The sequence below is a fragment of the Henriciella sp. genome, from assembly GCF_049649345.1.
GTDB lineage: Bacteria > Pseudomonadota > Alphaproteobacteria > Caulobacterales > Hyphomonadaceae > Henriciella.
Genome location: NZ_JBARZC010000170.1, coordinates 1 through 5896 on the forward strand (window position 1 = coordinate 1; position 5896 = coordinate 5896).

Annotated in this window: 6 protein-coding genes; 4 read left to right on the top strand and 2 right to left on the bottom strand. The window is 62.3% G+C overall.

The window, feature by feature from the left end; translation table 11 throughout:
- Together WA989_RS04195 and WA989_RS04200 are read right to left on the bottom strand one after the other, a co-directional pair.
- On the bottom strand, positions 1-222 hold a 222-nt coding region (locus WA989_RS04195; protein ID WP_424339258.1), incomplete at its 3' end, for a hypothetical protein.
- Between the two features lie 191 nt (positions 223-413).
- On the bottom strand, positions 414-701 hold the full coding sequence (locus WA989_RS04200; protein ID WP_424339259.1) for a hypothetical protein: 288 nt from the start codon (positions 699-701) through the stop codon (positions 414-416).
- 212 nt (positions 702-913) lie between these two features.
- Here WA989_RS04200 and WA989_RS04205 point away from each other — a divergent pair, with 212 nt between their 5' ends.
- The 4 genes from WA989_RS04205 to WA989_RS04220 form a co-directional block, all read left to right on the top strand.
- Positions 914-2854: a methylmalonyl-CoA mutase family protein gene (locus WA989_RS04205; RefSeq protein ID WP_424339260.1), complete on the top strand. Its 1941-nt coding sequence runs from the start codon at positions 914-916 to the stop codon at positions 2852-2854.
- The gene (locus tag WA989_RS04210; RefSeq protein ID WP_424339261.1) at positions 2851-3372 is read left to right on the top strand and encodes a hypothetical protein; all 522 of its coding nucleotides are present in this window, start codon (positions 2851-2853) and stop codon (positions 3370-3372) included. The genes WA989_RS04205 and WA989_RS04210 overlap by 4 nt, the downstream gene beginning before the upstream one ends.
- Entirely contained in the window at positions 3369-5525 is a 2157-nt protein-coding gene (gene scpA, locus WA989_RS04215) for a methylmalonyl-CoA mutase (protein WP_424339262.1), read from the top strand. Before WA989_RS04210 ends, scpA begins: the two co-directional genes overlap by 4 nt.
- Before the next feature lie 114 nt (positions 5526-5639).
- A partial coding sequence (locus WA989_RS04220) for a hypothetical protein (RefSeq protein ID WP_424339263.1) occupies positions 5640-5896 on the top strand: 257 nt, incomplete at its 3' end.

Genomic DNA, 5896 nt, shown 5'->3' on the forward strand with positions numbered 1-5896 from the left:
GCTGACCAGCCGGGCGGCGCGCTGATCGGGCGTCTCGTCTGCAAGGTCCGATTTGCGGATCCCGGCCGCCGTCGCCCAGTTTCTGGCAGTCGCACGCGAAACTCTCAGCTTTTGAGCAGCCTCCTCAAAGGACAGACCGGCGCGAAGCGCGGTATCGAGCGTGATCAGCTTGCTTATCCGGCCAGGCGGAATGGAAGAGAAGTCTGGCGTGGGCGATGTCATCGAGGCGGCACTATGACCGGGCCGCCGCGCTGTGGGATGAATTGGCCGAATTGCCCGGCCCAGATGGGGCTTGGACAGGCAAGCCGGTTGCAGGTTTGCGACGGGTCTGAATTTAACCCGCAATTACCACGGGTTTAGCCTGCCGGATCGGCGATCTGTCCCACACCGTATCAGACGGAAACCTGGCCGTCTCAGGACGGCGATCCCAGCCGCGAGCGGATAAGATCGAGCCAGGCCGCCTGCCTGTGAATGAGGCTCACAAGGTCTTGCGGATCGCCATTTGCGACGAGCCGGTCGAGCCAGATCTGGGTAACGCCGCACTGGCTCTCAATCCAGTCGAGCAAGTGTTTCTGGTCCGCGCTGAGCGGCGCCGCGCTGTCGCCTGTTGCGCTGCATTTGTTGCAGGGCCGGGATTGCCGAGCCGGAATGTCCGTGCCGCCCGAACCGCCATAAAGTCCAGCCTCGTTTCTATACGACATGATGACGCCCTCACCTAGTTGCGAATAATTCTCATTTGCACATAAGTCAGACCGAGTCGTCAAGCCCCTATCTGGCCGGCCGGATTTGCCGAGACGTCCGGCGCCACTGGCGCTGCTGCAATTCGCCTCAGGCGCTGACGCGGTGACATCTCTTGACCTCAAAGCCGAGGCTTCCCCTATACGCCATGAAAACAGCGATGTACGGATAGGATATGGCAGACAGTTTTCTATCTCTGAGCAGCGGCTTTGAAGACGCGAGCGAAGCCGAATGGCTGGCCGCGGTGGAGAAGGCGCTGAAGGGTGGCGGGATCGAACGCATCACCCGCAAGAGCGATGACGGGATCGCGATCCACCCGCTCTATCGCGAGAGCGATTTCGCCAGCGCGGCCGATCCACTCGGCGCGCCGGGCAAGGCGCCCTACCTGCGCGGGCCGACTTCGGAACCTGACCCATATTTGCCCTGGGACATACGCCAGGCCTTTACCCATCCCGACCCGGAACAGACCAATCTGGAGGTGCTGAGAGATCTGGAAAGAGGCGTCTCTTCTATAGAGATTTCAGTCGATTGCACCGGGAGCGATGGCGTTGCGATCCATGATGCAGAGACGCTTGCGACAGCTCTGAACGGCGTCAATGCCGAGATCGCCACCATCGCGCTCGACCACAAGGGCAAGGGCTCCGGCACGTCGATGGCCGGCCTGCTCGCGCTCTGGGGCGAGGAGATGGGCACGAGCGCCAAACTCAAATTTGCGTTCAATATTGATCCGATCGGCATTCTGGTGCGCACCGGAGATGTCGAGGGCGGGATCGATGCGGCCTTTGTACGCACAGCCGAACTCTCGCGCGTGCTCTGTCTGCGCTATCCCAAAGCGACGACCTTGCGGGTCGACTCGCGGCCCTTGCATGAGGCCGGCGCGTCGGAGGCCCAGGAGCTTGGCGGCCTGATCGCCCACGCTGTCGACACGATGCGGCGGCTCGCCGCGGCCGGATATGACGTGAATGCCTTCCCGGCGCAGACCGTCTTCACGCTTGCCACAGGTGCCAATTACGGCCTCGAAATCGCCAAGCTGAGAGCGGCGCGACGCCTCTGGGCACGCCTACTGGAGGCGATGGATCTCGACGTTGAATCGATGCGCCTGCAATCGGTCAGCTCGGCGCGCATGCTGACGCGCTACGACCCCTGGGTGAATATGTTGCGCAATACAGCCGCCTGTTTTGCAGGGGCGGTCGGCGGCGCCGACGTGGTTACGGTGCGCGCCTTCAACGAAGCGCTTGGCGTGCCGGAAGAACTGGGCCGGCGAACCGCGCGCAACACGCAGATCATCGCGATGGAAGAGTCAGGCCTCGGCCGCGTCGCAGATCCGGCCGGCGGCGCCTGGTTTGAAGAGACCTTTGCCAGCGATCTCGCCGAAGCGGCCTGGAAGGAGTTCCAGACGATTGAACAGGAAGGCGGCCTCGTCGACAGCCTTGTTGCAGGCAAGCTCCAGGCGCGCATCGCAGAGACGCGCGAGGCCCGCTTCAAGGCGATCGCCACGCGTAAGGCACCGCTCACCGGCGTCAGCGAATATCCGCTGATCGATGGCGAGGACGCCCCGACCGCCGAGGTCAAGTTCGAGAGCACCGCAACCTCGGTCTCAGGCGAAGGCCTCGACTCCTTCCTTCAAGGCCTGCCAGACAAGCAAGGCGCGCCAACGACAGGCGAACCGCTAAGACCGATCTATCTCGCCCGCGATTTCGAAGCCCTGCGAGACCGCGCGGCCGCTCACGAACAGGCGACCGGCAAGCAGCCTTCCATCTTCATCGCGACGCTCGGGCCTCTGGCCGAACACAATGCGCGGGTCGATTTCGCGCGAAACCTTTTTGCGGCTGGCGGGATCGAAGGCAAGGCGCCGCCTGTGCCGCCGACTTCGTCAGAAGATATTGCAGCGGCTTTCCAGGCTTCGGGCTGCCGGATCGCCGTCATCTGCGGCAGCGACAAGCGCTATGAGACAGAAGCCGGACAGGCCGCCGAAGCCCTCAAGGCTGCAGGTGCCCAGCGCGTGTTCATCGCCGGTAAAGCTGAAGGCCCGGCTATTGATACCAATATCTTCATGGGCTGTGATGCGGTAAGTATCTTGCAGCTTGCCCATGCTGAACTGGGGACATCATCATGAAACATCGCTTTTTTATCTGCGCCGCCGCCTTTGCAGGCCTGACGTCCATCGCTGCAGCGGCCGATACGGTCGAGCCAGCCCTGACCGGAGAGTGGACCTGCACATCCGATCAGTCCGACCCGAATTTCAAGAGCCAGATCGCCTGGATCGCGACCTATGGCGATGACGGCACCTACACGGCCGAGTCCAACTCAACCGTGCGAACCGCCAGTGTCGGGCGCTATCGCATCCTCAGCTCCGATACAGGGACCTACAGCCTCGAAGACGGCCTGCTAGTCACGACGGCGACGGACATCACGACCGAAACCGTCGGGCTCAGCGGCAAAGTCGCCGAAAATGCCGAGATGAAGACCCGCGTCGAAAACTCTGTCACCCGAAGCGCTCAGGGCAGCGTTGGCAAACCGAAGACACGCCGGCTCGCCTGGTCAGACGAGGACACGATCACACTCCAGGACAATGCCGAGGGCGCCGGCACGCATTATCAATGCGCGCGAACAATGGTTGAGGGGTCCGAATGAGCCACTTCCCAGACTTCACCACCCTAGATTTCGAAACGCCCTCTGCGAAAGAGCCCTCAGGCGCGCGCGAGCGGACGCTGGAGACGCCGGAAGGCATCGATCTCGCCACGGCTTATTCCGCCGCAGATACAGCCGGTCTGGACTTCCTCGACGATTTTCCCGGCCTCGCGCCATTCGGCCGTGGCCCCTACCCGACCATGTACACCCAGCGGCCCTGGACGGTTCGCCAATATGCCGGGTTCTCGACCGCTGAGGACTCAAACGCCTTCTACCGCCGCAACCTTGCCGCCGGCCAGAAGGGCCTGTCGGTCGCCTTCGATCTTGCAACTCACAGGGGATATGACTCCGATCATGTTCGCGTGACAGGCGATGTCGGCATGGCAGGTGTGGCGATCGATTCCATCTATGACATGCGCACCCTCTTCTCGGGCATTCCGCTCGACCAGATGTCGGTCTCGATGACAATGAATGGCGCGGTTTTGCCGATCCTCGCGCTCTATATTGCCGCGGCCGAGGAACAGGGCGTCACGCCTGACAAGCTTGCGGGCACGATCCAGAACGACATCCTGAAAGAGTTCATGGTGCGGAACACCTATATCTATCCGCCCAAGCCGAGCATGCGGATCATTTCAGACATTTTCGCCTACACGTCTGAAAACATGCCGAAATATAACTCCATCTCGATCTCCGGCTACCATATGCAGGAGGCCGGCGCGACGGCTGATCTGGAGCTTGCCTACACGCTGGCTGACGGCATTGAGTATATCCGCGCCGGCGTCGATGCAGGCCTCGACGTGGACAAATTCGCGCCGCGCCTCTCCTTCTTCTGGGCCATCGGCATGAACACGTTCATGGAAGTTGCGAAGCTGCGCGCTGCGCGCCTGCTCTGGGCGAAGCTGGTCGAGAGGGAGTTTTCGCCGAAGAACCCGAAATCCCTGTCGCTGCGCACCCACTCGCAGACCTCCGGCTGGTCGCTGACCGCGCAGGACGTGTACAACAACGTCATCCGCACCTGCCTTGAAGCCATCGCGGCGGTTGGCGGGCAGACCCAGTCGCTGCACACCAACAGCTTCGACGAAGCGCTCGCCCTGCCGACCGATTTCTCCGCCCGGATCTCGCGTAATACGCAGCTCTTCCTGCAGCAGGAAGGCGGCGCCTGCCAGACCATCGACCCATGGGGCGGCTCCTACTATGTCGAGCGTTTGACGCATGATCTCGCGGCCAAGGCGCTGGAGCATATCGAGGAAGTCGAGAAGCTCGGCGGCATGGCCAAGGCCATCGAAGAAGGCGTGCCGAAGCTGCGAATCGAGGAAGCGGCCGCCCGCACGCAGGCGCGCATCGATAGCGGCGAACAGACGGTCGTCGGCGTCAACAAGTTTCATCTCGACCAGGATGAGGACGTGCCGGTCCTCAAGGTCGACAATGCCACTGTGCGCCGCATGCAGCTCGACAAGCTGAAACGGCTGAAAGCGGACCGCGATCAGGCCGATGTCCACGCGAAACTCGACGCCATCGCGGCAGCTGCCGAAAGCGGAAAAGGCAACCTCCTCGCCCTCGCCGTCGATGCGGCCCATGCCAAGGCGACTGTCGGCGAAATCTCAGAAGCCGTCGAGCGCAGCCAGGGCCGCCACCAGGCGGTGATCCGCTCGATCAAGGGCGTCTATGGCGGCTCCATCGGCAAGGATGACAAGGCCGGCGCAGCGCTGAAACTCGCCGAGGACTTTGCCGGAAAGCATGGCCGCAAGCCTCGGATTTATATCGCAAAAATGGGTCAGGACGGGCATGATCGCGGCCAGAAGGTCGTCGCGTCCGCGCTGACGGACCTTGGCTGGGAGGTCGAGATCGGCCCCCTTTTCCAGACCCCGGAAGAAGCGGCCCGTGATGCCCGTGCCAAGGACGTCGACATCGTTGCGGCGTCCTCGCTGGCAGCAGGCCATCTGACGCTGGTCCCGGAACTGCGCCGCGCGCTCGGCAATGAGGGCGCCGCCCGCACACAGATCATCGTTGGCGGCGTCATTCCGCCCGGCGACTTCGATGCGCTGAAAACAGCAGGCGCCAGCGCTATCTTCCCGCCCGGCACGGTCATCGCCGACGCGGCCCGCGCGATGCTGGAAACGCTTGAGGATGAACCTGTAAGCACGGCTGCAGAGTGATCTGGTAGGCGCATCGTCAATCTTACGCCATGATTGAATGCTGGATTGCGGCCACTTGAAGCTGAAACGCCTCCATGGCACCAGGAATGGCCGGGGCGCAATAGGGACCAATTCATGTATAAATATCTGTTGGGCGCATGCATCAGCGCCTTTCTCGTATCGCCAGCCACTGCAGGCCCAGTCTCGCCCAGCGAGGCTGAAGATGTCCTTGAGGCTTTCGGCGCAACCCTGACCGCCTCCACCGCTGCAGGCGAAGCTGCACACACGATTGATGCAAAGCTTGGCGATCTCAACATGACCGTGCGTCTCGGCGGCTGCGACGATACGCCGACCTGCCAGTATGCCATGATGTTCGCCACCTTCGATCTTGG

Excerpts from the sequence above, each read along its gene's own strand:
- WA989_RS04200 (WP_424339259.1), bottom strand. The coding sequence starts at position 701 with ATGTCGTATAGAAACGAGGCTGGACTTTATGGCGGTTCGGGCGGCACG.
- WA989_RS04205 (WP_424339260.1), top strand. The coding sequence starts at position 914 with ATGGCAGACAGTTTTCTATCTCTGAGCAGCGGCTTTGAAGACGCGAGC.
- WA989_RS04210 (WP_424339261.1), top strand. The coding sequence starts at position 2,851 with ATGAAACATCGCTTTTTTATCTGCGCCGCCGCCTTTGCAGGCCTGACG.
- scpA (WP_424339262.1), top strand. The coding sequence starts at position 3,369 with ATGAGCCACTTCCCAGACTTCACCACCCTAGATTTCGAAACGCCCTCT.